General features: G+C 53.3%; 22 protein-coding genes and 1 pseudogene. 17 read left to right on the top strand and 6 right to left on the bottom strand.

From position 1 onward, the window contains the following. Position 1: 1 nt before the first annotated feature. Positions 2 to 1261 (bottom strand): efflux RND transporter periplasmic adaptor subunit, encoded by a 1260-nt coding sequence (locus tag IPL17_RS24730; RefSeq protein WP_345309756.1) that lies wholly within the window; start codon positions 1259 to 1261, stop codon positions 2 to 4. Between the two features lie 294 nt (positions 1262 to 1555). On the opposite strand from IPL17_RS24730, the gene IPL17_RS24735 reads away from it, so the two are divergent. From IPL17_RS24735 to IPL17_RS24765, 7 genes are all read left to right on the top strand, one after another. Beyond that, positions 1556 to 2998: an NAD(P)-dependent oxidoreductase gene (locus IPL17_RS24735; RefSeq protein WP_345309757.1), complete on the top strand. Its 1443-nt coding sequence runs from the start codon at positions 1556 to 1558 to the stop codon at positions 2996 to 2998. Positions 2999 to 3102: 104 nt separating this feature from the next. After that, positions 3103 to 4377: a hypothetical protein gene (locus IPL17_RS24740; RefSeq protein ID WP_345309758.1), complete on the top strand. Its 1275-nt coding sequence runs from the start codon at positions 3103 to 3105 to the stop codon at positions 4375 to 4377. Beyond that, complete coding sequence (locus IPL17_RS24745) at positions 4378 to 5622, top strand: peptidylprolyl isomerase (RefSeq protein WP_345309759.1); 1245 nt, start codon at positions 4378 to 4380, stop codon at positions 5620 to 5622. Further along, entirely contained in the window at positions 5622 to 6869 is a 1248-nt protein-coding gene (locus tag IPL17_RS24750; RefSeq protein WP_345309760.1) for a PrsW family glutamic-type intramembrane protease, read from the top strand. The genes IPL17_RS24745 and IPL17_RS24750 overlap by 1 nt, the downstream gene beginning before the upstream one ends. Then, the gene (locus tag IPL17_RS24755; protein ID WP_345309761.1) at positions 6866 to 7696 is read left to right on the top strand and encodes a tRNA (adenine-N1)-methyltransferase; all 831 of its coding nucleotides are present in this window, start codon (positions 6866 to 6868) and stop codon (positions 7694 to 7696) included. Before IPL17_RS24750 ends, IPL17_RS24755 begins: the two co-directional genes overlap by 4 nt. A gap of 26 nt (positions 7697 to 7722) precedes the next feature. Further along, positions 7723 to 8265 carry a hypothetical protein gene (locus tag IPL17_RS24760; protein ID WP_345309762.1) on the top strand — a complete coding sequence of 181 codons (543 nt, stop codon included), beginning with the start codon at positions 7723 to 7725 and terminating at the stop codon, positions 8263 to 8265. An 80-nt stretch (positions 8266 to 8345) separates the two neighbouring features. Next, complete coding sequence (locus IPL17_RS24765; protein ID WP_345309763.1) at positions 8346 to 8948, top strand: CoA pyrophosphatase; 603 nt, start codon at positions 8346 to 8348, stop codon at positions 8946 to 8948. Positions 8949 to 8994: 46 nt separating this feature from the next. Here IPL17_RS24765 and IPL17_RS24770 read toward each other — a convergent pair whose 3' ends face one another. Both IPL17_RS24770 and IPL17_RS24775 read right to left on the bottom strand, forming a co-directional pair. Further along, on the bottom strand, positions 8995 to 9663 hold the full coding sequence (locus tag IPL17_RS24770) for a 50S ribosomal protein L25 (RefSeq protein ID WP_345309764.1): 669 nt from the start codon (positions 9661 to 9663) through the stop codon (positions 8995 to 8997). Between the two features lie 193 nt (positions 9664 to 9856). Beyond that, complete coding sequence (locus tag IPL17_RS24775) at positions 9857 to 10522, bottom strand: FMN-binding negative transcriptional regulator (protein ID WP_345309765.1); 666 nt, start codon at positions 10520 to 10522, stop codon at positions 9857 to 9859. A 355-nt stretch (positions 10523 to 10877) separates the two neighbouring features. On the opposite strand from IPL17_RS24775, the gene IPL17_RS24780 reads away from it, so the two are divergent. The 10 genes and pseudogenes from IPL17_RS24780 (at position 10878) to IPL17_RS24825 (ending at position 22702) form a co-directional block, all read left to right on the top strand. Continuing rightward, positions 10878 to 11993 (top strand): hypothetical protein, encoded by a 1116-nt coding sequence (locus IPL17_RS24780; protein WP_345309766.1) that lies wholly within the window; start codon positions 10878 to 10880, stop codon positions 11991 to 11993. A gap of 117 nt (positions 11994 to 12110) precedes the next feature. After that, a complete protein-coding gene (locus tag IPL17_RS24785; RefSeq protein WP_345309767.1) occupies positions 12111 to 13661 on the top strand; it encodes a fused MFS/spermidine synthase in 1551 nt (516 codons plus the stop codon). Positions 13662 to 13724: 63 nt separating this feature from the next. Continuing rightward, entirely contained in the window at positions 13725 to 14420 is a 696-nt protein-coding gene (locus IPL17_RS24790) for a TIGR01906 family membrane protein (protein ID WP_345309768.1), read from the top strand. A gap of 115 nt (positions 14421 to 14535) precedes the next feature. Beyond that, positions 14536 to 15287: pseudogene (gene fabG / locus IPL17_RS24795) on the top strand (3-oxoacyl-[acyl-carrier-protein] reductase). A gap of 12 nt (positions 15288 to 15299) precedes the next feature. Next, positions 15300 to 15647, top strand: coding sequence for an Asp23/Gls24 family envelope stress response protein (locus tag IPL17_RS24800; RefSeq protein ID WP_345309769.1), 348 nt, complete (start codon positions 15300 to 15302; stop codon positions 15645 to 15647). Between the two features lie 4 nt (positions 15648 to 15651). After that, positions 15652 to 16113: a transcription antitermination factor NusB gene (gene nusB, locus IPL17_RS24805; protein ID WP_345309770.1), complete on the top strand. Its 462-nt coding sequence runs from the start codon at positions 15652 to 15654 to the stop codon at positions 16111 to 16113. Positions 16114 to 16116: 3 nt separating this feature from the next. Beyond that, positions 16117 to 16554 carry a hypothetical protein gene (locus IPL17_RS24810; protein ID WP_345309771.1) on the top strand — a complete coding sequence of 146 codons (438 nt, stop codon included), beginning with the start codon at positions 16117 to 16119 and terminating at the stop codon, positions 16552 to 16554. Then, on the top strand, positions 16547 to 17446 hold the full coding sequence (tatC, locus tag IPL17_RS24815; protein WP_345309772.1) for a twin-arginine translocase subunit TatC: 900 nt from the start codon (positions 16547 to 16549) through the stop codon (positions 17444 to 17446). Before IPL17_RS24810 ends, tatC begins: the two co-directional genes overlap by 8 nt. Positions 17447 to 17489: 43 nt before the next feature. Continuing rightward, positions 17490 to 19994: a hypothetical protein gene (locus IPL17_RS24820; RefSeq protein ID WP_345309773.1), complete on the top strand. Its 2505-nt coding sequence runs from the start codon at positions 17490 to 17492 to the stop codon at positions 19992 to 19994. Between the two features lie 128 nt (positions 19995 to 20122). After that, positions 20123 to 22702, top strand: a complete 2580-nt coding sequence (locus IPL17_RS24825; protein ID WP_345309774.1) for a penicillin acylase family protein — start codon at positions 20123 to 20125, stop codon at positions 22700 to 22702. Positions 22703 to 22743: 41 nt separating this feature from the next. On the opposite strand, the gene IPL17_RS24830 is transcribed toward IPL17_RS24825, so the two are convergent. From IPL17_RS24830 to IPL17_RS24840, 3 genes are all read right to left on the bottom strand, one after another. Next, complete coding sequence (locus tag IPL17_RS24830; RefSeq protein ID WP_345309775.1) at positions 22744 to 23109, bottom strand: VanZ family protein; 366 nt, start codon at positions 23107 to 23109, stop codon at positions 22744 to 22746. Between the two features lie 36 nt (positions 23110 to 23145). Then, entirely contained in the window at positions 23146 to 23781 is a 636-nt protein-coding gene (locus tag IPL17_RS24835) for a DedA family protein (RefSeq protein ID WP_345309776.1), read from the bottom strand. Positions 23782 to 23884: 103 nt separating this feature from the next. Then, a complete protein-coding gene (locus IPL17_RS24840; RefSeq protein ID WP_345309777.1) occupies positions 23885 to 24151 on the bottom strand; it encodes a hypothetical protein in 267 nt (88 codons plus the stop codon).

Genomic DNA, 24151 nt, shown 5'->3' on the forward strand with positions numbered 1-24151 from the left:
GTTAGCCTCCAAACGGACTGCCGCTAATGGAAGGTGGATTCAAAATGATCTCATCGCCTTCCTTTAAATCTCCGCCCACCAACACGCTCATCGTATCAGAGGATGCGCCAAGTTGTACTTTGACCTGAGTCGGCACGCCGTTTACAAGCACGAAGACCACCCGTTCCGCATCCACCAAACGCACGGAGCGGTTCGGGACCAGAATGACATCCTTTACTTCCTGCACTACGATATTGACAGCGGCAGTCATGCCGGGTTTGACCAGTTCATCCGCGTCGGTCAGTTCGATCGTCACTGTAAAGTTGACAACGCCCTGAACATTATCGCCAGCCTGTCCAACTTCCACGATCTCGCCTTTATATTCCTTGCCCAGGATCGCATCGAAGGTCAGTGTTGCGGCTTGACCGATGCTCAATGTATTGATATCCACTTCCGAAACCTGAACATCAACCAGCAGATGAGAGAGATCGTCCACGCGGAACGCGACCGCTCCAGTGGTAACTTGATCTCCGACGGCAGGTTCAGCCTGCGTAACAGTACCATCGAACGGCGTGATCAGATACGCCATATTCAATGTGGATTGCGCGGCGGCAATTCGCGCTTCAGCCGCGGCAACTTCAGCAGGGTCTGTCCCGCTGTTCAGGCGTTCATAATTTCTGCGCGCGTCATTTAATTTCGCTTCCGCCAGCGCCAGGTCTTCATCCGCTTTTGCGATGGTTTCCGCGCTTGCATAGCCCTTATATTCTCTGACCTTCAGAATGCCATTGACCCAAACATAATCTTTGTTATCGATCTTGCCATTCAATTGAATGCGCCAGTTATAGGCTTTTTCATAAGCCTTCTCTGCATTTCTGACTGCGATCAAGGCTTGGGCGCGCGCTGTATCAGAATTGAGCAGGTCATCCAGGGCTTTTTTTGCGCTGGAGAGGTCTGCCTCCGCAAGGATAATGCTCTGATTGAGGGAAGCCTTGCTAAGACTTGCCAGCACATCATCACGTGTGACACGCGAGCCTACATCCACATTGACAGCGTCCACAATGCCGGTTGTCTGCCAGACCAATACAGCGCTTTGTCTGGCACGCACACTTCCCGTCGCTCCAACAGTAGCGACCAGGTTGCCGCGTTCCGCTTTTGCAGTTTGAAATGTCGAGACGGTTTCGCCGCGCGTACTGCTGTAAATAAAAGCCGCCAAACCAGCGACCACAAGCACACCGATAATGATCCAGGCTGTGCGGGAAAATTTCGAAAAAAATTGTTTCATGGGATTCCTCCGGGATTCAGTCAACACGCAAACGGTGGTTCTTACACGTTGAAATGGATCCCATCAATTTATTTAATGACAACATTCACGAACGGCATATATTCTAATTCACCGTCGAACGATTGGGTCGAATTTATGCCGGCGGGTTAATAAATGTCTAACGAGAAAATTGTGACGATTGTCTCATGGTTTGGTGACATTTACGCCTTTGTATGTCTTAATAGATTAGGTATCATCATACCCGTCAAAGGATGATTTTATTTGTAGGATTCCATCAGTGGTCTTGGAGGCATGATGCAGGCTGTTCCCAGTGAATTTTTAGCAATTGACCGCAAAGAGCGCGCCAATCGTCCGTTTTTCGACCTCGATCTGCGACCACCGGAAGTGCGCACATGCGACTTCGATGACGTTGTGATCGAGTTCGATCCTGAACGAGCGATGGTGGAAGCCGCTCGTTGCATCCACTGCCCGGACCCGGCTCCCTGCATGGTGGCATGCCCAACAGCCAATGATATCCCCTCTGCCATGTGGTTGATCGAACAGGGGCGGTTCGTTGAAGCCGCGGGAATTTATCACAATACAAGCTCCCTGCCGGAAGTGTGCGGACGGGTCTGCCCGCATGAAGCCTTATGCCAGGGTTCTTGTGTATTGAATAAACATCATCAACCCGTACTGTGCGGCGAACTGGAAGCGTTCACGGTGGATTACGAACGCCGCACCGAAGGATATGTAATTCCCGTCGGCGCTCCCAATGGAAAGAAAGTTGCCGTGATCGGCGCGGGACCCGCGGGATTGGGCTGCGCGGAAGTGCTCATTCAAAAGGGGTATGATGTCACAATTTTCGAGTCCAAGCCTGCCCCAGGCGGGTTGCTCGTCTATGGAATTCCAAATTTCAAACTTGCCAAGGATGTCTGGGAGGAGAAGTGGGAGGAATATATACGGGCAGGTGTGAAATTTTCCCCCAATACTTATATTGGCAAAGACAAAACAATTGACGGCTTGTTCGAAGAAGGCTTCGAAGCTGTCTTCATCGGTGTCGGCTCCGAGATCGACGCAAAAATGGAAGACACCCCGGGCACAGACCTCGAAGGTGTTTTTGAAGCGACGGATTTCCTCATCCGCGGAAACGTGGACGCCGATCAACTTCCTGAGAATATGCGCAAGCCGTTAGAGATCGGCAAGCGCGTCGTGGTTATCGGCGGCGGTGATACAGCCTCAGACTGTTTGCGCACCGCGCTGCGGCTCGGCGCTGAAGATGTAACCTGCCTGTACCGCCGTACCGAAAAGGAAATGCCCGGCGGCAAGAAAGATCGCAAGATGGCGCGCGAAGAAGGCGCAAAATACCGTTTCCTGACCCAGCCCGTAAAATTCATCGCCGGCGCGGATGGAAAACTGGCAGCCGTGGAATGTATTGAGATGAAGCTGGGCGAACCCGATGCAAAAGGACGCCGCAAACCCGTTCCTGTGGAAGCCTCGAACTTCAGCGTGGCGGCCGACACTGCGGTCCTCGCGCTGGGCTATTGGCCTGACCCGATCCTTGGCAAGACCACTCCAAACCTGGAAGTTCACGATTGGGGATTGATCACCGTTAAAAATAAAGCCAAAGGCAACACATCACGCGAGGGCGTATTCTCCGGCGGCGACTGCGTGACCGGTCCCGACCTGGTGGTCACGGCCATGGTAGGCGGAAGAAAAGCCGCGCTTTCGATCGACGAGTATTTGAAAAATAAAAAATAACCTGCTGTGAGGGCAAGGTTTTTTATGTGAGAAAGGCGAGGCATTTATCATGGCTTCGCCTTTCGCTTTTGATACGCTGCGCCCGTACGGGTATAATCCCATGCATGTTTAATCGTATCGTACGCGGGCTTGAAATGGGAATTACCTTGCTCATTCTCGCCCTGCTCGTCAACTATGGCAACCCCTCCCTTTCAGATCCAATTGAAAAGGTGCGCGCTTACACACGCCAGATCGAATTCAATTATGTTACCTGGATGGCGAATGCCGCCATGCTCAAACTACGCTCGGCGTCCATCGGAGTGCCGTACACATTAAATAACTCGGCCCAAAAACAGGCTGTCACAGAATATTTTCGCGTCACCCGCGCCATCCTCGAAAAAGAATATCAACTCGAACAGATCTACGCGGACGCCGCCATTCTCGATAAAGAAAGTGCCTCGGCCTCGGTCCGCGAAGAATTGGCGCTGCAACAAGCACGCCAATCCGAACTCGCGCCCTTCGCCGAAGCTGTCCTGCAAGATCAGGTCAGTCAAATTCTCGCAGAGCTGGGTCTGACCGCCCTTGGTGAGCCGCTGCCCAATGTCTTGTATCACTCGACGGCACTGCCCATGGCATTGATCGTCTCACCGCGCGACCGCATCGAACAAACCGCAAATATTTCCATCAACATGGATATCACTGTTGATGAACAGGCTGCGCTTGAAAGCCGTGTGGACAAGGGACTTAATTCATCATCGCTGGTCGTGCATATCGGGGGCGTGGGTGTTTACCCGACCATGGTCATGCGCAGCACAGACATGAGATGGATGCTCAGCACGGTCGCGCACGAGTGGATCCATAATTACCTTACCCTTCGTCCGCTTGGAATTTTGTACAGCAATACGCCCGAACTCCGCACGATGAATGAGACGACCGCATCCATTGCCGGCAATGAAATTGGAGAACTCGTCATCGAACGTTTTTATCCCGAACTGAAAAGCGCCTCCCATCCGCGCCCGGGCTTGATCTCTGTTCCCTTTGACCGTGCCCAGCCCGCGACCCTTTCACAAACAACATTTGATTTTCGCGGAGAAATGCGCGAAACCCGCGTTAACGTGGATGCCCTGCTTGCAGAAGGAAAGATCGAGGAAGCCGAAGCATACATGGAGGAACGCCGCCTGATGTTCCTGAGCAACGGGTATTTATTCCGCAAGATCAACCAGGCGTATTTTGCATTTTTCGGAGCCTACGCAGATTCGCCCGGCGGCGCGGCTGGAGAAGACCCCGTCGGCCCGGCAGTGCGCGCCCTGCGCGAACAAAGCGGCTCGCTGGCTGACTTTGTCAATACCATTTCATGGATGACCAGTTTTGAACAACTACAGAAAACGGTAAACCAATAAATGAAAAGGATCTTATTTTTGCTGCTGTTGTCGGTTACAACCGCTTTCGTTCTTAACGCCTGTGCGCCCGCAACAGAAGGCACGCCTGTTTCCACTGCGGTCGTCATTGAAAACCCGCTCATTCTGGATACGCCCACCCCGGCCGTTAGCTGTGCCGCCATTTCCGCCGAACCGACCCTGGCGCCCAGCGCTGAATCGCTCTTCCCGCCCGTCGCTCAAACTGATTTTTCCTTTGGGCCGGCGGATGCGCCAGTGACCATTGTTGAGTATTGTGATTTTCAAGCGCAGGGGTGCAGCACCATGGCGGGCGTGATCGGCGAGTTGATGCGCAACCATACGGATGTGCGCTTTGTCTTCCGCCCTTTTCCGCTGATCGGTATCATGGACAAATCTGACAAAGCCATTCTTGCCGCGCTGGCGGCGGATGAGCAAGGTCAATTTTGGACAATGTATGATCTGTTATTCGCCAAATACAATGAATGGCAGTCTCTGGCTCCGATTGATTTTGACGCCTGGGTCATCCGCGAAGCTGTAAAAGCTGGCATGGACGGGGCTTCACTTGAAGCGGCGATCAGGGACGGTCAAACCACGACCAGGATGATGGTCATGTATGAAGCGGCAAAAAAATTAAGTGTCCCGGCGGTGCCGCTGGTGCTGATCAATGGCGCGCTCCAGCCGTCGTATATTCTCGATTATCAAAACATGAGCGACACGATCGGGCTGATCGCGCTTGGGCAAAAACAATTTACAAGCTGTCCCGCCTTCAATATCGATCCGTCCAGGCAATATATCGCTACGATCAAAACAGAAAAGGGCGAGATCGTCATGCAATTATTTCCCGATAAAGCCCCCCTCGCGGTGAACTCGTTCGTGTTCCTTGCGCGGCAGGGCTGGTTCGACGGCGTCACCTTTCACAGCGTAATTCCCGGGTTCGCGGCTCAAGCCGGCGACCCGAGCGGAACAGGCAAAGGCCATCCCGGCTACTTCTTTAACAACGAGAACAGCGGCCTGAAATTCGACAAACCCGGCATGGTGAGCATGGCAAACTTCGGACCGGACACGAACGGCAGTCAGTTCTTCATTACCTTTGCGCCCGCCCCGCACCTGGATGGCGGTTATACAATTTTTGGGCAGGTCATCAGCGGATTGGATGCGGCTGAAAACTTAACTCCGCGCAACCCGTCACAAGGCGTGAGCCTGCCGCCCGGCGATAAGATCATCAGTGTCATCATAGAAGAAAAATAATGCAGACAAAGAACATACATTGGCCTTCGGTTTTGATCCTGGCCGTCCTTGGAATGAGCGCGGCATTCGTGTTCTTAATCGCTTTGGGGCTGGGGATCAATTCAATCTACGGACTCTTCACCAATGGCGCTGATCCGGCCGGCGGAATGATCAGTTCCTTCGCGTTCGGTCTCATGTTCATCATCCTGGTGATCTGCCTGTGGTTCATCCTGCAAAAGGCAATGGGACGCGCGCAAGCCGACCTTTCATTCAAGTTCCCATTCGCGGTCTGGCAGGTCGCTGCCGCGATCGGGGTTGTCAGTGTTTCCGCAGGCGTCGGGGGCGCGGCCGCCTTCGCAGAGATCGCCTGGCTGAACTGGATATTACTCCCCGCATTAACCGTTCTCGTGATCGCACCGCCGATCTGGATCGTATTCGGCCTTGGCACGCACGGGATCGAGCTTGGCCCGCGCTGGCGGTTCTTTAGCGCGCTGGGTCTGGGCATGACGATCGGTCCGTTGATCATGATCGTGCTGGAAATGATCTCGCTATTGGGAGTCGTGATCATTGGCATGCTCCTGATCGCGGTTCAAAAACCCGAACTCCTGCGGGAGATCATCAACCTCAGCCAAAGCCTCCAAATTGAATCCGACCCGCAGGTCATCATCAATACGCTCGCGCCCTATATCACCTCACCCGCTGTGATCGCAGCCGCGCTGGGATACATCGCCCTGCTGGTCCCCATGATCGAAGAATTGATCAAGCCGCTCGCAGTCTGGATCTTTGCCCGAAAAGTGGCGTCGCCCGCGCAGGGCTTCGCACTGGGCATGTTAAGCGGCGCGGCATTTGCCCTGGTCGAAAGCCTGAACGCGAGCGGAGACGGCAGCGTCAGCTGGCCGGTCATCGTCAGCGTCCGCGCAGGCACCAGCCTTTTACATATCACCGCGTCAGGCCTGGTTGGCTGGGGCATCGTTTCGGCCTTCCGTGAAAAAAGAACCGCGCGTTTTTTCGCCGCGTATTTCTGCGCTGTGGCCATTCACGGGATCTGGAACGCCTGCGCCGTCGGCATGGGCATCTCGACCATCGGCCAATTGATCGGAAAAACAGGCTGGGTTTTCAATATCATTCCAGCCGCGATCTGCGGCATGAGCGTGCTGGCGGTCGGGATGTTCGCGGTATTGATCGCCTCCAATCGGAAGTTAAGAAATGCCGTCATCATTCCGCAGATCGAATCCAATAATGAAGAGGGAGTAAAACAAACATCATGATCTACACATCCACCGCAAGCGAAGGCGACCTTGCCCAACTGGTCGGGCTTACGCACAAACACTTTATCTTTTCCCTCAAAGCCGGCGGCGACGTTCAAAGTCATCGCGGCGTCCTTAAGCACGACGATCTGATCGGCAAGCCGTGGGGTTCGCAGGTCTTCAGTCACATGGGCGCGCCGTTCTTTTTATTACAGCCCTCCATTTCAGACATCCTCAACGACCTGCCGCGCGCCACACAGATCCTCTACCCAAAAGACATTGGATACATTCTCATCACGATGGGAGTCGCCCCCGGTCAGCGCGTGATGGAAGCCGGCACCGGCTCCGGTTCCATGACCATTGCCCTGGCGACCGCGGTCGGCGCGGAGGGACGCGTGATCTCATATGAACAAAAACAGGATACCCAAAACCTGGCGCGTAAGAATCTGGAGCGCGTCGGGCTGGCCGCGCGCGTGGACTTCAAACTGCGCGACATCATGCAAGGCTTCGATGAAACCGATGCGGACGCATTTTTCCTCGATGTGCAAAATTCATTCGATTACATCCCGCAGGTGCGCGCCGCGCTCAAGTCCGGCGGATTCTTTGGGACATTGCTGCCCACCTTTAATCAAGTGGAAAAGACGCTGTACGCCTTGAAGAAAAATGGCTTCGCGTTCGTGGAGGTCTGCGAGCTGATGCTGCGCCATTACAAATCTGACCCGGCCCGTCTGCGCCCGACCGACCGCATGGTGGCGCACACCGGTTATTTGATCTTCGCCAGAAGGATCGAACCGTCCACCGATCCGCGCGGATTGGAACTGGCAAATGAAGTTGGCATTGAATCATAAATTTTTCTAGTATCAGAGGCTTATCCATGTTCCGTCGTAGAGGACAACGCTTGTTTAGGGGAATGGGAAACCCGAACATCCCGCCCATGCTGCAACGCGCCAATCAATTGATGGCCGATGCGGATTATTCCGCGGCGGCGGAGGCTTACAACCAGTTGGCACAAGGCGCTCAAACGCGCTTCCCGCAGCGCGCGCCATTTTTATTCATGCAGGCCGGCCGCGCCGCCATTCTAAGCGGGCAGGTCCAGGCGGGCGTTGCTCACCTGCGCCGCGGATTAACCCTGCTCGCAGACCAGGGCCGCTTCCCGCGCATGCAAGCCTTCGGACAGCAGGCGCTGGACGAACTCAGATCGCGCGGATTGAATGTTGAAGCGGATGAGATCTCTGACTTACTGAACGCCAACTCGCCTCAGAAACTTCCCGCTGAATCTGCCCCGGCAAAAAAACCGATCCTGCCCACGCACTGCCCATCCTGCGGCGGCGCGGTCAGGCCCGATGAGATCGAATGGCTTGACGATATCACCGCGGAATGTGCCTATTGCGGCAGCCCGCTGCGTGAAGATGCGTAACAGGTAATTTTATTCATATGAAGACCATCTATCAAGGAAAGCCTCTCGCGGTTCCCTTGCCATCTCTTTTATAAATATTTATGCCAAACCTGACCGAAGACTACATCGCCCAAAAACTTTTCGAAGCGGAGCAAAACGCGCCCGACTCGGATGGCTATGCAGAGATGCCCGTTAAGCCGGACACCGTCCTAAAATGCGCGGCTGTGCTTATTCCGCTGACCTATGTTCAAGACGAGTGGCACATCCTGTTCACGCGCCGCACCGAGCGGGTCGAATCGCATAAGGGACAGGTTTCCTTCCCGGGCGGGGCTTGCGATGAGGGCGAAACCACGCCGGAACAGACCGCCTTGCGCGAAGCGGATGAAGAGATCGGCATGAGCCCTGCGGATGTCACCGTCCTCGGGCGGCTCAGCCAGTTGATAACCATCAGCAGCTTTCGGGTGACCCCGGTCGTGGGTGTCATCCCATATCCATACGCGTTCAAAGTTTCAGGCTTCGAGGTCGGGCGCATCTTCACCATCCCGCTCTTATGGCTTGCCAGCAAAAAAAACTACTGGGAATTTTCATTGCGCGAATCAGAAAGATCGTTGATCGCGTACCATCCCTACGACGGCGAATTGTTGTGGGGCGCCACCGCGCGCATGACCGTGAACTTCCTCAAAGTGCTTGAAGTATTAAAATAAAAAATCCGCCATCGAAATGATGGCGGATTTTTTGAATTCAAAAAACTTACTTCTTGGCGGGCGCGGCGGCTTCGTCGTCCTTCTTGCCGCGTTCAACGCTAAGGTCAGGGGCGGCGGCTTCAGCGCCGGGAACGGCAGCGGCGTCAGCGGCGTCTTCCTTGACGAGTGTGGCTACGATCACAACATCATCTTCGTCATCGAGCACAAGCACATTCTCCGGCAGCGGGATCTCGCGCACGTGAATGTTATTGCCGATCTCACGAATGGAGGAAATATCGACCGTGATACGTTCGGGCAGGTCGGTCGGCAAGCACTCCACTTCGAGCGCGTCCATGCGGTGCACGAGCACGGCGCTGTAATCCTTCACAGCCGGGGCGACACCCACGAACGTCAGGCGCACCTTGGTGCGGATCTTTTCGGTCAGGTCGAGCGCCAGGAAATCCACATGTGTCAGATTGCCTTTAATATAATTGCGCTGCTTCTCGCGCACGATGGCGGTGAATTCCTCGCCGCCGGCTACTTCGATCGTCACAAGCGTGGAAGATGTCAGCTTGGCAAAGACCTGCTCGGCGACATGCGCATCCAGCGAGATCGAGACCGGTTGATCGACATGACGGCCATAGATCACAGCCGGCAATTGACCATCGCGGCGCAAGGCTCTCACCTGCTTGCCCAATACATCACGTTTGGTGGCTTTCAATACAACTTTTTCCATCATTACTCCTCGGCGCCTCTCACCGCGATCGCGCGGTTACCTTCGCCATATAAAATGAATTTGAAAAGCGGCAAACACCGCTGAACATTCGAACAACACGCTTCTGGCAGAAAACGCGCCTCCTCGCGGAGACGCTGGTCACATAACGGCTTGGATTGTATACGCGCGGGCATGTTTCGTCAAGGAAAATCCATTATGTTGCGGCGCTCCTAATCCTGCCGAAGCAGCCTCCCAACATCTTCTTATCCTTCATCTTTCCTTTACCTTTCATCGCCTTCGCCACCGCAGTTGAATTCTCGTCCCCCCGCCCTTCCAGCTCACGGATGATGTTCTCATGGTCGGCATCATTTCGATTCTGGCTGAGCTTATAGCCCGCATCCATCCGTGTCACATCCACCGCAAAACCCGCCACGCCATTCATCTCTTTCTGCACAAAGTCCTGCGGCAGTCCTTCAAGGCTATACGAAACAGGCTCTTCGTGGTTGTTTACCAATCGACTCAACAGCGCATACAGTTCATCCCCTTCCACCAGGCGCACCTTTCCATATACATGCACCATCATGTAGTTCCAGGTCGGCACGTTGACATGTCCATACCAGCGCGGCGAAATATACGTGTGCGCGCCCTGAAAGATCAGCAGGACTTCCGCTTCGCCAAAGCTCTTCCACTGCGGGTTCGCGCGCGACATGTGACCCAGAATGGTCAGCGCACCGTTTTCCTCTTCGCGGACTTCCACAGGCAGGTGCGTGGCGATCGGTAATTGACCGTCGTAAGTGACAAGCGCCGGGAAATTGTTCGCGCGCAGAAATTCAACTATTTTTTCCCGGTCTTCTTCGCAGTAAAGTTTGGGAATATACATTTGGGTAAACCTCAAAATTTTTCTACTGTGTCTGCGAGCCGCGCTTATTCTTTGGCGGAGACACTTGCGCCGCACACTCTTGCGTTGAGCAAGTCCAAGTATAGCTCATGGTTTTTCCAGGAGCGGAAAAAACATTAACCTGAAGTTCGCTGGTTTCTTCGCGCTCTTTGCGGGCTTTGCGGTTCAAACAGTGATATTTATAAGACTCAACAATTAAACGTAGTCCCGTCCCGCGCTAAAATATTCCCTCTTCTATTCTGTTGCGGCATCACGCGGCACGGAGGCTTCCTCATCCCCCGTGTATAATCCGCGCATCTCATTCAAAATTTTCAGGCGATTCGCCCTGGAGGAAACCATGAAAAATAAAGCCGTGCCCGTCTTGTCAGCGCTCATATTGACTGTATTTTTCTCGATCGCCTGCTCGCTCTTCACAGGTCCGATTGACGCCACCCCGCAGCCAGACCCATATTATTTTGAACCTGTGACAGAAGTGCTCATCTTTGAACCCGATTCCCTGCCGGCCGCGCAAGTTGGTGTTTTATATGAAGCAAAAATACAGATCACGCAAAATGTCACACCTTTGGACAGCGTCAGCATTTCAAACGGAGCATTGCCGGCCGGGCTGGAGCTTGTTCAGATGGATGGTGAAGACGCCGCCATGATCAGCGGTATTCCTGAAGAATCTGGCACGTATAAATTCACAGTTTTTGCAGGGTGTGTCGGGACCATGGTGAGCGGTCAGATCGGGGAAAAGGAATACGAGATCGTTGTAACCGATCCCGCCGCTTCAACTGCCGGCGGATTGCCCGTCTCATATGACAATATCAACTTTGAAATTCCATTGGAATTGAACTTAAGCGTATCCTCCTCACAGACCACTGATGTTGAGTTTCCGTACATCAACCCAAGTAACGGACCCATGGCGGAACATATCGCTTTTCAATTCACGAACTTTCCGGCAGCGGGAACTGCCAGACTTTTGGTATTCAATGCTTCAGAGTATGCGGCCTATGGACAGCCTTTGCAGGAAGCTGTCACCGCCCTGCTCTCCGGAGCGGACACCTCCCAGCCCTTGCCTGATGGATTATTACAGGGAGAGTTCTCGGCGCAAGCCCAGCCCGTCAACTTCAAGAACGGTCATGGCGTCCGCCAACTGACCCAGGTGTTGACGAACTTCGCCCCCATCACCAACGAAGACTTGTTCTACTACTATCAAGGGATCACCACGGATGGTGAATATTTTGTCTCAGCCATCTTTCACGTTAACGCCGCATTTCTTGTCTCCAACGGCAGCCCGGACGCCGTCACTCCCGCGGATGGCATACCCTTCGGCAGCGGAACCGATCTTGATTTCCCAGCCTACTTAAGCGCCGTAACCCAAAAATTGAACGATGCGCCGGCTGATAGTTACACCCCTTCCTTGCTGATTTTGGACAGGCTGATCGAGTCAATCCAGGTCACAACTCAATAATCGGTTTCAGGCGGATCATATCCAAAAAAATATTCCTTGATATCCCGTCGTGATGAGGATGTAGTTCATCCGCTCATAGCGTGTATAATCCGCCCCATCTTATTTCTTGGAACAACAATGAAACGCTACCTGCTTTTTACAGTCTTTGTCTCTGGCATGACCACGCTCGCCGCCGAACTCGCCGCGGGCAGACTCATCGGCAATGTCTTCGGCACGAGCAATCTCGTCTGGGCCAGCATTATCGGATTGATCCTGATCTATCTCTCGCTGGGATATTCGCTTGGCGGTAAATTTGCGGATAAAAACCCGACGCCCGCCGCCATGTACCGCATCCTGGCGTGGGGCGCGTTCACAATTGGACTCGTCCCCTATATCGCCGGACCCGTCCTCAGGTCCGCGGCGACCGCGTTTGAGGCGCTCAGCGTCGGCATCATGGCGGGATCGTTCGTCGCAGTATTGATCCTGTTCAGCGTACCCATCACCCTGCTTGGCATGATCTCCCCCTTTGCCATCCGCCTGCTGGTGGACGATACCTCAAAGTCAGGTCAGGCCTCGGGGCAGATCTACGCCATCTCAACCCTTGGCTCGTTCATCGGCACCTTCCTGCCCACGCTCGTCACCATCCCGACCATCGGTACAACCAAAACATTTTTGGTCTTCGGATTGTTTTTATTGTTCGTCGCGCTGGCTGGTCTGGGAAAATTCGCAAGCCCGCGTGAAATGTTCAAATTGATCTGGATGCCTGTCGCGCTTGCGATCGTTGCCGTGCTTTCCGCCGGGCAGGCGCTCAAGACCAGCAACGGGCAGATCTATGAAGCCGAGTCCGCCTATAACTATATTCAGGTGCAGGAAGCGAACGGGTTTACGCTTTTGAAACTGAATGATGGTCAGGGCATTCACTCGATCTATCATCCCGACACAATGAATTACGGCGGCCCGTGGGAACAATTTTTGGTCGGCCCATATTTTTACGCGGACCGCAAACCTCAGGATGTCAAACGCATGGCGATCATCGGGCTCGCGGCAGGCACGGCTGCGCGTCAGGCAAACGCCGTCTATGGGGAGATTGCCATTGACGGTTTTGAACTCGACGGAAAGATCGTGGAGGTCGGTGAAAAATATTTTGGGTTGGACCTGCCGAATTTAACCGTGCATATCGGCGACGGACGCTTGAACCTTGAACGCAGTCCATATCAATATGACATTATCGCCGTGGATGCCTATCGCCCCCCATACATCCCCCCGCACATGACCACGCAGGAATTCTTCAGCATCGTCGCTTCGCACCTGACCGATGACGGGGTGCTGACCATCAATGTTGGTTCCGTCCCCGGCGACCGCCGCCTGATAGACGGACTGGCGACGACGATAGGCACGGTCTTCCCATCCATTCATATTATGGATATCCCCGGCACACTCAACACCATGATCTTCGCCACCAAACAGCCCACGCTGCGTGAAAATTTTTCTAACAATCTGGTTGCCTTGGCTGCCGACCCGAATGTTGACCCATTACTGATCGCGGCCATGTCATCCACGTTTGCAAATTTCAAAGACGGCTACACAACCACCACAGTCTTCACCGACGACCTCGCCCCCATCGAGTGGATCGTCAACGATATGGTCGTCAGCTTTGTGCTTCAAGGCGGCCTGGAATTTTTGCAGTAGTTCCATGTCGTTGCGAGGCGGTGCACTTCCGCCAAAGCAGTAACGTACATATAAAAAGAAACCATGAAAAACATCCTCTCTTATCTGACCTCTCTCCTCATCCCGCTGGCGCTGATCGGCACCGCCCTGCGGATTCTACTCAGCCCGCTTTTTTTCAACATCGAATACAGAATGCCTTATTTCCCCGCCGACGAATATGGCTTCACACAGCAGGACCGTTTGCATTGGGCGCCCTTCGCGGTGGACTATCTCATCAACAACGGGGATATTTCCTATCTCGGCGACCTGAAATTCGAAAACGGCAGTCCGCTGTATAACGAACGCGAACTCACCCACATGGCCGACGTGAAAAATGTTGTGCGCGGCGCGTTGAATGTTTGGTATATCTCACTTGCGATATTGGCGCTGCTTGCCATGCTCGCCTGGCGCGGAGATTGGGTTTACGAATTCATCAACGGACTGCGCCGCGGCGGAATGTGGATGATCGGGCTGGCTGTCTCACTGGGACTCATTGCGGGCATCGGCATCGCCATCAGCCCAGATGTATTCTGGCAATTCTTCAGCTTCTTCCATTCAATATTTTTCGAAGGCGACTCGTGGCTCTTTTATTATTCAGATACCTTGATCCGCCTCTTTCCCATCCGCTTCTGGCAGGATGCCTTCCTATGGGCGGCGATCCTTGCATTGGGCGGCGGCGCGGGTCTGGCTTTTGGGTTAAAAGGTCAAGTCATACATAACAGAGTGTATAATTCCAAATAATCATAATGTCATTGCGAGGAGCGTTCTTGCGACGAAGCAATCTTCTGCTTAATTCAGAATTGCTCCGTCGGGAAACGATCTTCCTTGTAATGACATCAGAAAAGGAACCGACATCATGACCTTATCATTAGAGAACAAAGTAGCACTCGTCACTGGCGGTTCGCGCGGAATTGGACGCGCCATCGCCCTGGAACTCGCGGCACGCGGCGCGGCGGTGGTGGTCAATTACAATAAGTCACCCGAGTCTGCTGAAGAAGTAGTTAAACAAATCAAGCCTCAGGCGGCAAAGCCGCAGCATTTCAGGCGGACGTTTCAGATTTCAAACAAGCCGAAGCGCTGGTGAAATTTGCGATCGAAACCTTCGGCGACCTGGGCATTCTGGTCAACAACGCCGGCATCACCCGCGACCAGCTGATCATGATGATGCCCGAAGCAGACTGGGACGCGGTCATTAACACCAACTTGAAGAGCACCTTCAACTGCTCGAAAGCCGCGGTCAAACACATGATGCGCAAACGTGTTGGCAGGATCATCAATATCGCATCGGTCGCCGGTCAAATGGGCAACCCCGGACAGACGAATTATTCCGCATCCAAAGGCGGACAGATCGCATTCACCAAGGCGCTCGCACGCGAGATCGCGGCGCGCAATATCACCGTCAACGCCATCGCGCCGGGCTTTGTGGATACGGAGATCCTGGATGCAATGACACCCGAAGTACTTGAAGCCGCGCTTAAAATGGTCCCGCTTGGGCGCAAAGGCAAACCCGAAGAGATCGCCTACGCCGCCGCATTTCTCGCCTCGGACGAATCCGCGTATATCACCGGTCAAGTCCTCGGCGTGGACGGCGGCATGGCAATGATGTAAAAGGAGTGAACCATGATAGAGAACATGCAAGGCAAAACAACCGTATCCCCCGAAGTACTCACTACCATCGCGCGGCTTTCCGCGTTGAGCGTGCCCGGCGTCAGCAGACTCGCGCCCGTCTCTGGGGGTGTGAATCGCTTCTTCAAACGCGGAGCAGGCGACGGGGTCCGTATTGAAACGGAAGAGAACACTGTATTTATCAACCTGCATCTCATCCTGCTGCAGGATGTGAATATCCGCGAAGTCAGCCGCAATGTTCAGCAGAATGTGACCCGCGCCATTCATGAAATGGTCGGCATGGATGTCGGTCACGTCAACATCCACATCGAAGATATAGATTACGCAGACAGCGAGGCTTGAAAGCATGAAACCCCGATCCAGAGCGCGCGGTATTGCTCTGCAAGTACTTTACGAAACCGATATTGCGAACAATCACCTTCCGGGCGATGTGCTAACGATTCGCCTCGAAGAAGTACCGCTTGGCGATGATCTGGCCGAATTCGCGCGGCAGATCGTCTTTGGCGTACTGCCCCTTAAACAAGACCTGGACCAATTGATCGCAAGATACGCGCCTGACTGGCCGCTCGATCAGATCGCGGCCATTGATCGCAACATTCTGCGTATCGCGTTTTGGGAATTCGCAGTCTCACGCGAAACTCCGGTTAAGGTTGCCATCAACGAAGCGGTCGAACTTGCAAAACTTTACGGTTCAGATTCCGCTCCGCGCTTCGTGAACGGCGTGCTTGGCACACTGGTGGAACATGAACAGGAGATCCATCAAATCATTAAAAATCGCATTGCAGAAACCGAAAATCTGGAATCGTAACCCATGGAAATCCTCGGCATCGGTCCATCTGAACTCATTTTTATTGTCATCCTTGCATTGATCGTCCTCGGCCCCAAGGATATGCAAAAAGCCGGGCTGACCATTGGTAAATTCCTGCGCAAGATCGTCACCTCGGAAGGCTGGGAGGTATTTCAAAAGCTATCCCACCAGGCGCGCACATGGCCCAACCGCATGATGCGTGAAGCGAATGAAGACTTAAACATGATCGGGAATGAACTAAACAACGCCACCACCGGTCGGCGGGAGAAACCGCGCAATCGCTATAACACCTCAAGCCGGACAAAGAATCCCGAGGCTCCGGCACACTCGCGCCCATTTCCCGACACGCATATATCTGCAACTCCGCCGGAAATCGTTGTAAGCCCGCAAAACGAAACAGACCCAACATCAAACGAGAGCGATCAACAACAAGATGCGTAAATTTTTTTGGGGCGCCTGGCGGATCCTTACAGCCCCATTCCGCTTCATCTTTGCTATTCTTGCGTTTCCATTTCGGGCGATCAAACGCTTTGTAAACTATCTTAACGCGGAAACTCGGGAAAACGACATTGCCGATACGGTCAGCGGGCTGATCGCAGACACAAGAGCCCGCCAGGAATTCTGGGATCATATTGAAGCGCTGCGTGCCCATCTGCTGCGGATGGTATTTGCGCTTATGCTGACCGTAAGCATCTCCTTTCTTTTTACACAAAATATTATTAACTTCCTCGCCCAGCCTGTCGGCGGGCTGGACAAACTAAAAGCCATTGAAGTAACCGAATCCATCAGCGTCTTCATGAAGGTGGCATTGTTCTCCGGCATCGCGCTGGCGATCCCCTACATCGCGCTCGAGTTATGGATATTTGCCGCACCGGGTCTAACACCCCGCGAACGAAAAATGGGACTGGCTGGAATTCCGCTGGCAACCTTTTTATTTTTGGGAGGCGCGGCATTTACTTTTTTTGTGATGCTGCCGGCCGCCCTGCCTTTCCTGAATAATTTCCTGGGGATCAAGACCGAACTGCGCCCGCAATCTTATTTTTCATTTGTGACCGGAATAATGTTTTGGATCGGCATATCATTTGAATTCCCGCTTGTGATCTACGTCCTGTCCGCGATCGGAATCATTAAACCGCAGGCGCTCGCACAGCAGTGGCGTCTGGCGATCGTGGTCATTGCCATCGCCGCCGCGGCCGTCACACCCACCATCGACCCGGTCAATCAGGGACTGGTCATGGCGCCAATGATCTTATTATATTTTGTCAGCATCGGGCTGAGCTATATCGCCTACGCCGGGCGAAAGCGGAACATGGCCGACGCAGAGACAAGTTAGCGCGGCGCGCGAAGCGCTTCAATTTGCGTACCGAGGAGAGAGAATGAACAAGATAGCCCCATCAACCCGCCGCATTTTTTCTGTGTTACTCATGCTTGGCTTAACCATGCAGGCATGCACAATATCCTTGTTCGGAACACCTGTGAGTCCCGGCAACTCCACACCCATTCCAGCCGGTGAGATCGCATCACCAACGCCCCAGGTTATGGCGCAGACCAATTTTGTGGTGACCATTCCTGAACCGCTGCAGGCAAATGAAACGCTCGCCATCGCCATCATGGATGAAGTGACCGGACTTTCGTTGAATGCAACACAGTTTCCCATGAGCCCGCGCGACTCGGTCACATACACCGCAGTGCTGCCACTACCTTTTAACTCCCTTGTGAAATATCGCTATATCCGCCGCGGCGCCGTACAAGTGTTTGAGGATACGAACTCGAGCGCGGCCATCCGCTATCGTATGCATTTGGTGGCGGGTCCCGGTGAAGTACGCGATATCGTTTCCGACTGGGGAGATAAATCATATACACGTCCAACCGGTTCGATCGTCGGGCAGGTATTTAATTCCGATACCGGCTCCACGTTACCCAATATACTCGTCAGCGCCGGTGGACAGCAATGTTTTACAGATTCACTTGGTCGTTTTGAATTGATCGGGTTGCCGGAGGGGACACAAAACCTGGTCGTGTACAGTATTGATGGAATGTATCAGACCTTTGAACAGGGCGCGACCGTCGGCGGCGGGAACACCACCAGCGTTGACGTGCGCGTGAAACCCGCCCAGATCGTAAGCGTGACATTTACCGTGACCGTCCCTGAAGTTACCGTGCCGGGCGTGCCTGTGCGCATCGCCGGAAATATCCTCCAACTCGGAAATACATTCGCTGACCTGCAAGGCGGCGTCAGCACGAATACAGACCGCATGCCCATCCTAAGCCTGCAGCCCGACGGCCGCTATTCAGTCACCATCGGATTGCCGATTGGAGCACACATCCAATACAAATATACTCTGGGCGACGGCTTCTGGAACGCAGAACACACCGTCAACGGTCAATGGAACCTGCGTGAATTTGTGGTGCCTGCGCAGGATCTGGCCATTCAAGATGCCGTTCAGACCTGGGCGGCCGGCGATTCCGCGCCGATCCTGTTTGAAGTGACCGTCCCATCTGTCACACCGCCCGGCGACATCATCTATATGCAGTTCAATACATTCGGCTGGATGGAACCGATCCCCATGTGGCCGCTTGGCAACAACCGCTGGGCATATAAGCTTTACGGTCCGCTTAATATCCTTGGTTCATTCTCCTATCGGTATTGCCGCAACGGTCAATGCGGCAGCGCAGACGACGGCGACACGGTCGGAGCATCACCCAACGGACGGCAGGCATCCACCAGCATTTTGAGTCAGGATATTCAAGACACGGTCAATACATGGAAATGGTTTGAGAATCCCGAACCGGTTACCCTGGTCGGCACAAGTATTGTCCCGCGCGCCAGCGGATTCAACGCCGGCATCGAATTCCAATCCACCTATCGTCCCAATTGGTCTTATTACGCGCCGCAGGCATTCGCAAATGTCCAGGCGCTTGGCGCAAACATCGCCGTCCTCACCCCAAGCTGGACTTACGCTACTGTCTCTCCCTTGCAATTTTCACCAACGCCCGGGCAAGATCCATTATGGATCGATTCGGCGATCATGGTCTCACAAGCCCGCGCTCTGGGACTTAACGTCGCAATATTCCCCACTCCCAAATTCCCGGCTTCATCCTCAAGCTTTTGGCTGGGCGCGCCGCGAGATGCGCAATGGTGGCAAACCTGGTTTACCCGCTACCGCGCATTCGCCGTCAACTACGCGGATCTTGCCACCCAAACCGGCGCGCAAACCCTCATCCTCGGCGGTGACTGGATCGCACCCGCCCTGCCGAATGGAAAACTGTCAGATGGGACCGCATCCAACACGCCCGCTGATGTTGAAGCGCAATGGAAGTCGATCATTGCGGATGTGCGCGCCCATTTCAAAGGTCAAATCCTGTGGGCACTGCCATACACAAAATCGAGTTTTGAAACGCCATTGAACTTTCTGCAGGATGTGGACGGCCTGTATCTGTTATGGTCTGCCTCCCTGTCGGCCAATCCCAGCGCCACAAAAGCAGATTATGCGAATGAGGCCGGACGTTTATTGGATAATGAAGTCGCGCCTCTGGCAGCCTTACTGCAAAAACCGCTCGTTCTGGCTGTAGCTTACCCGTCCGCTACAGGCGCAGCCAACGCCTGCAGCGCAGACGGCAAGGGCGGATGCCTGGATTGGACAGCGCTAAACCAGCCCAATGCGGAAGTGAGTTCAGTGGACATAAATTTACAAACACAGGCTGATATTTACGAAGCCATGCTCACAGCGGTCAACACCCGTCCCTGGGTCTCCGGTTTCATCAGCCGCGGATATTATCTCCCGGTGGCTCTGCAGGATAAATCCGCATCCATTCACAGCAAACCCGCGGCAGACATATTGTGGTATTGGTATCCACGCATGACCGGCGCAGTAAAGTAAAAATCCTTCCATAATAAAGAATGACTGAATTCAAAAAGGGATGCTTGCAAAAGCGTCTCTTTTTGAATGAGAATGTGTTTTACAACAAGTCTGGATAGCACCAGCACACAAACAACTCTGGAGGAGTTATGAAAAAAGCAGGCAAGGTGATCGGCCGTATATTGATCGGCATCCTTATTTTTGCACTGATCGTTGGCGCGGGCGGGACTTTTTATTTCAAGAGCTATATCCCAAACAGCGTTGCCCCAAAATCATTTCCGCAAATTGACGGTGAAATTAAAGTGAGCGGTCTTGATGGCGCGGTGGATATCTATCGCGACAAGATGGGCATCCCGCACATCTACGCAGGTACAACGCATGACCTGTTCTTTGCGCAAGGCTACGTCCACGCTCAGGATCGATTCTGGCAAATGGATTTTTGGCGGCATATCGGTTCAGGGCGTTTGTCTGAAATGTTCGGCGCGGGCCAGGTGGAAACTGACTCATTCCTGCGCACGCTTGGCTGGCGTCAGGTCGCAGAACAGGAATATGCAATGCTCGGAGCAGAATCGAAAGCCCTGCTCGATTCCTACACAGAAGGCGTGAACGCGTACATTCAAGAACGCGGACCGATTGAACTCAGCCTGGAATATTTGATCCTGACCGGGGTTCTCAACCGCTCCTACACGATCGAGCCGTGGACTCCCGTCAACTCGTTGACCTGGGGCAAAGCCATGGCCTGGGATCTGGGCGGCAACATGGACGATGAGATCGCGCGCGCCATTCTGCTAAAAACTCTGACCCCTGAACAATTAGCCGAACTCTATCCTGAGTACCCGGCAGACTATCCTGTGATCGTGCCGACCATTGGCGAAAACGTAGCTAGTATCCCAAATCAACAGCCCAAGGCAGATTCAGAATTCCAACTATCAATCTTAAACCTGCAGCCTGTTGCTGAAAAACTGGCCTTATTGGAAAACGCTCTTGGTCCCACCGGCCCGGACATTGGCTCGAACAGTTGGGCAGTCTCCGGCGACCTGACCACAAGCGGCAAACCGCTGCTCGCCAATGACATGCACCTCGGTATTCAAATGCCGTCGATTTGGTATCAGAACGCATTGCACTGTCAACCCAAATCAGACGCCTGCCCGTTTGAAGTGACTGGGTTCTCCTTTGTCGGCGTGCCGGGTGTTGTCGCGGGTCATAACGACCGCCTCGCCTGGGCATACACCAATCTAGGTCCCGACGTACAGGATCTCTTCATTGAAAAAGTAAATCCAGAAAACCCCGATCAATATGAAGTGGATGGTCAATGGGTGGACTTTGAAATTCGCAAAGAAACCATCAAAGTCGGCGGCGGTGATCCGGTCGAACTCAGCGTGCGCATCTCACGTCACGGCCCGGTGATCTCAGACACCTACGGGGCGTTAAAAGATCAGGTTGATCCTGAAGACCTCACTGCGCAACCCTTCAAAGACAAAAGCGGCGTTGCGCTTCCAGACGCTTATGCCATCGCCCTGCAATGGACAGCGCTCACCCCATCAACACCTTTCGAAGCCATTTGGGGATTTAACAAAGCCACCAACTGGGAAGAGTTCCGCGCTGCCGGGCAGAACTTCCATGTGCCCGCACAAAACCTGCTCTACGCAGATGTGGACGGCAATATCGGTTATCAAACGCCGGGCGATATCCCAATCCGCAAAAAAGGGGACGGAACCCTGCCTGTCCCCGGCTGGTCCGGTGAATACGATTGGAGCGGATTCATTCCCTTCGATGAACTCCCCTTCACGTTCAACCCGCAAAGCGGATTCATCGTCACAGCCAACAATCAAGCCAGCCCGCGCGACTATCCCTACCTCATCACCAAAGATTGGGACTATGGTCAGCGCGCCGCCCGCATTGTGGACATGATCCAGAACGCACCTGCTAAAATTGACGCAGACTACATCAAGAGCATGCACGGCGACTCGAAGAACCTCAACGCTGAAACACTCACCCCCATTCTGCTCTCGCTCAATCTGGACCCGCAGTTGGCAGCCGTCCGAGATCAGTTCCTCAGCTCATGGAACTACCAGGAAACCGCCGACTCACAAGCAGCATCGGTCTTCGAATGGTTCTGGTGGAACGCGCTCACAGACACCTTCAAAGATGACCTGCCGGAAGATTACTGGCCTGACGGCGGTTCGCGCTGGTATGTGGTGATGCGGGACCTGGTCCAACAACCAGACAGCCCGTGGTGGGACGATCAAGCCACGGCTGAAAAAGTTGAAACCCGCGATGATATTTTCATCCGCGCCTTTGGAGAAACCATCGAGCAGATCGAGAAGGAATACGGCAAAGATACAGCCAAATGGCCGGTCTGGGGCAAACTGCACACATCCACTTTCCGCAATGGCACGCTTGGAAAATCGGGCATTGGTCCAATAGAAGCCTTGTTCAACCGCGGACCGTTCGAAACGGGCGGCGGCAAGAGTGTGGTCAACGCAACCGGCTGGGAAGTGGGTGAATCTTTTGAAGTAAATTGGCTCCCATCCGAGCGTGAGATCGTGGATCTAAGCAATCTTGACAATTCGCTGGCTGGGCATACCACGGGTCAATCTGGACATGCCTTTCATCCGCATTATGATGATATGGCGCTGATGTGGACAAAGATTGGATATGCCCCGATGTGGTGGGAACAGGAGTCAGTCATCAAAGATAGTGAAGGACATTTGAAGTTGATACCGTAAGAAATGTTGAAAGTAAAAGACCCTAAAGGTTTTGAAAACCTTTAGGGTCTTTTTGTTTTACATGCCGCCCACCCCCCAACAAGCACTCCGAGCAAGCTTGCGAACAAATCCAAATAACTAAACGTGCGTGAGGCAAAATACTTTTGCGAGAACTCTTCGAGCGTGATAATAAAGGAGAGAATCATACCAATTGAAAGAGTCACCCAGCCACGTGTTCGGGAAGGAAGCGAAGAGAGAAATGCGCGGGTGATGAAAAAGTTCAAGAGGCCGTAAAGGATAAAGTGCCCGAGCTTATCTCCATTTGGAAAATCATAGACGGATTGAATAAAAACGGGAAGCTGATCGGTATCCGCAAGAATTACAAGACCAACAATAAAAACAAAAAAGAGAACAGCGGTATATTTCATAAAAAAATAGGCCACGCCCGCGGCGTGACCTACAAGTCATTTCTTCGCTTCTCTGCGAGCTTTCAACCATTCGAACACCATCGGCAGGACGGAGACCAAAATAATGACGATGATCACGTATTCAAAATTGTCCTTCATGAACGGAATGTTGCCGAAGAAATATCCCGCAAAAGTGAAAAGCGCCACCCAGACGATGCCGCCCACAACGTTATAGGTAATGAAATACCCATAAGACATCTTGCCAATGCCCGCCACGAACGGTACGAAGGTGCGCACGATGGGAACAAAGCGAGCGAGAAAAATAGACTTACCGCCATGCTTTTCAAAGAAGGCGTGGGTCTTGTCAAAATATTCCTTCTTGATCCATTTGATGTTATAGGCGCGTTCGCCAAGATAATGGCCGATGGAATAGTTGACGGTATCCCCAAGGATCGCGGCAGCCATCAATAAGCCCGCAATATACCAAACATTCAATGAGCCAAGCGCTGCGAACGTGCCCGCCGCGAACAAAAGCGAATCGCCGGGCAGGAAGGGCATGATCACCAGACCTGTTTCGACAAAGATCACAGCGAACAAAATGCCGTAGGTCCAGCCGCCATATTGTGTGATGATGGTTGCAAGATATTCATCCAAATGCAAGAACAGGTCAATCACAGATTTTACAAACTCCATTTTCAATTCCTTTTATATTAGTATATTAAGCTTAGACTTCGGAAGCCAAACCAGACTTCCGAAGTCTAATGTTTTTGCCAACAGGCGCAGATTATAACCCGATTTACCGTGCACGCTCTGGACGGATCAACCATTCTCCAAGCAGTAAAGCGACAGCACTGCCAACCACTCCCGACCCAATATCCACTGTTCCAAATACGAACAAATTCCAATTAAACGAGTTTCCGATCCATTGGCTAAGCGCAAACCCGAGCGCGCTCAAACCGATATACAAAAACAGGCTCCAAGCACCTCCGCCGCGCAGGACATGGAACAAAACTCCGCATAGAAGAGCCAGCACCAACGCAAAGAGCAGGGACGGGAATGTCAT

The sequence above is a fragment of the Candidatus Villigracilis saccharophilus genome, from assembly GCF_016711665.1.

Excerpts from the sequence above, each read along its gene's own strand:
- IPL17_RS24730 (WP_345309756.1), bottom strand. The coding sequence starts at position 1,261 with ATGAAACAATTTTTTTCGAAATTTTCCCGCACAGCCTGGATCATTATC.
- IPL17_RS24735 (WP_345309757.1), top strand. The coding sequence starts at position 1,556 with ATGCAGGCTGTTCCCAGTGAATTTTTAGCAATTGACCGCAAAGAGCGC.
- IPL17_RS24740 (WP_345309758.1), top strand. The coding sequence starts at position 3,103 with ATGTTTAATCGTATCGTACGCGGGCTTGAAATGGGAATTACCTTGCTC.
- IPL17_RS24745 (WP_345309759.1), top strand. The coding sequence starts at position 4,378 with ATGAAAAGGATCTTATTTTTGCTGCTGTTGTCGGTTACAACCGCTTTC.
- IPL17_RS24750 (WP_345309760.1), top strand. The coding sequence starts at position 5,622 with ATGCAGACAAAGAACATACATTGGCCTTCGGTTTTGATCCTGGCCGTC.
- IPL17_RS24755 (WP_345309761.1), top strand. The coding sequence starts at position 6,866 with ATGATCTACACATCCACCGCAAGCGAAGGCGACCTTGCCCAACTGGTC.
- IPL17_RS24760 (WP_345309762.1), top strand. The coding sequence starts at position 7,723 with ATGTTCCGTCGTAGAGGACAACGCTTGTTTAGGGGAATGGGAAACCCG.
- IPL17_RS24765 (WP_345309763.1), top strand. The coding sequence starts at position 8,346 with ATGCCAAACCTGACCGAAGACTACATCGCCCAAAAACTTTTCGAAGCG.
- IPL17_RS24770 (WP_345309764.1), bottom strand. The coding sequence starts at position 9,663 with ATGGAAAAAGTTGTATTGAAAGCCACCAAACGTGATGTATTGGGCAAG.
- IPL17_RS24775 (WP_345309765.1), bottom strand. The coding sequence starts at position 10,522 with ATGTATATTCCCAAACTTTACTGCGAAGAAGACCGGGAAAAAATAGTT.
- IPL17_RS24780 (WP_345309766.1), top strand. The coding sequence starts at position 10,878 with ATGAAAAATAAAGCCGTGCCCGTCTTGTCAGCGCTCATATTGACTGTA.
- IPL17_RS24785 (WP_345309767.1), top strand. The coding sequence starts at position 12,111 with ATGAAACGCTACCTGCTTTTTACAGTCTTTGTCTCTGGCATGACCACG.
- IPL17_RS24790 (WP_345309768.1), top strand. The coding sequence starts at position 13,725 with ATGAAAAACATCCTCTCTTATCTGACCTCTCTCCTCATCCCGCTGGCG.
- IPL17_RS24800 (WP_345309769.1), top strand. The coding sequence starts at position 15,300 with ATGATAGAGAACATGCAAGGCAAAACAACCGTATCCCCCGAAGTACTC.
- nusB (WP_345309770.1), top strand. The coding sequence starts at position 15,652 with ATGAAACCCCGATCCAGAGCGCGCGGTATTGCTCTGCAAGTACTTTAC.
- IPL17_RS24810 (WP_345309771.1), top strand. The coding sequence starts at position 16,117 with ATGGAAATCCTCGGCATCGGTCCATCTGAACTCATTTTTATTGTCATC.
- tatC (WP_345309772.1), top strand. The coding sequence starts at position 16,547 with ATGCGTAAATTTTTTTGGGGCGCCTGGCGGATCCTTACAGCCCCATTC.
- IPL17_RS24820 (WP_345309773.1), top strand. The coding sequence starts at position 17,490 with ATGAACAAGATAGCCCCATCAACCCGCCGCATTTTTTCTGTGTTACTC.
- IPL17_RS24825 (WP_345309774.1), top strand. The coding sequence starts at position 20,123 with ATGAAAAAAGCAGGCAAGGTGATCGGCCGTATATTGATCGGCATCCTT.
- IPL17_RS24830 (WP_345309775.1), bottom strand. The coding sequence starts at position 23,109 with ATGAAATATACCGCTGTTCTCTTTTTTGTTTTTATTGTTGGTCTTGTA.
- IPL17_RS24835 (WP_345309776.1), bottom strand. The coding sequence starts at position 23,781 with ATGGAGTTTGTAAAATCTGTGATTGACCTGTTCTTGCATTTGGATGAA.
- IPL17_RS24840 (WP_345309777.1), bottom strand. The coding sequence starts at position 24,151 with ATGACATTCCCGTCCCTGCTCTTTGCGTTGGTGCTGGCTCTTCTATGC.